The sequence below is a fragment of the Streptomyces sp. NPDC051172 genome (assembly GCF_040682555.1).
In the GTDB taxonomy this organism is placed as follows: Bacteria; Actinomycetota; Actinomycetes; order Streptomycetales; family Streptomycetaceae; genus Streptomyces.
The window spans coordinates 1-1,036 of record NZ_JBFBBE010000493.1 but is presented as its reverse complement, the minus strand read 5'-3'; the positions used below and the strand labels follow the sequence as shown (position 1 = coordinate 1,036).

Below are 1,036 nucleotides of genomic sequence, written 5' to 3'. Positions count from 1 at the left end.
GCGACCCGGCCGAGCGCGTTCGCAAGGTCGCGCCCTACCTGACGGTGGACACCGCCCCCTACCCGGCGATCGTCGACGGCCGCGTGCAGTGGATCGTGGACGCCTACACGACCTCGGACCAGTTCCCGTACTCCACCGCCCAGCAGCTGGGCGAGGTCACGGTGGACTCCCTGAGCCAGGGCCAGAACCCGGCGTTGCAGGGCCGGGTGAACTACATCCGCAACTCGGTGAAGGCGACGGTGGACGCGTATGACGGCTCGGTGTCCCTCTACGCGTGGGACGACCAGGATCCGCTGCTGCGTGCCTGGCAGAACGTCTACCCGTCCTCGCTGCGCCCGTACTCGGAGATGAGCGCCGGACTCCTGGACCACGTCCGCTACCCGGAGGACATGTTCAAGGTCCAGCGCGAGCTGCTCGGCCGCTATCACGTGACCGATGCGGATGACTTCTATGAGAACAACGACGCGTGGTCCGTGCCGTCGGACCCCACGCGCGAGGAGGACGTCAAGCAGCCGCCGTACTACATGACGCTGCAGATGCCCGGCCAAGACGAGCCGGCGTTCTCCCTCACCAGCAGCTACATACCGCAGATCACGGACGGTGCCCAGCAGCGCAACGTGCTCTACGGGTTCCTCTCCGCCGCCGGTGACGCCGGCACGGGGGAGGACGGCGTGAAGTCCGAGGAGTACGGCCGGCTGCGGCTGCTCGAGCTGCCGCGGTCCACCACGGTGCCCGGCCCGGGCCAGGCGCAGGCCAACTTCGACTCGAACGCGGACGTCTCGCGGGAGCTGAACCTGCTGCGCCAGGGCGCGTCCGAGGTGCTCAACGGCAACATGATCACCCTGCCGGTGGCCGGCGGCATCCTCTACGTCCAGCCGGTGTACGTCCGCTCCTCGGGCGGCACCACTTACCCGACGCTGCGCAAGGTGCTCGTCTCCTTCGGCGACAAGGTCGGCTTCGCGGACACCCTCCAGGAGGCCCTGGACCAGGTGTTCGACGGGGACTCGGGCGCGGTCACCCCGGAGGAGAACCAGGC

At 68.8% G+C, this 1,036-nt stretch carries 1 protein-coding gene; it reads left to right on the top strand.

Annotated elements, in window-relative coordinates:
• Positions 1-1,036, top strand: a 1,036-nt coding sequence (locus AB0N07_RS52175; protein ID WP_365848175.1) for a UPF0182 family protein, incomplete at both ends; no start/stop codon positions are given.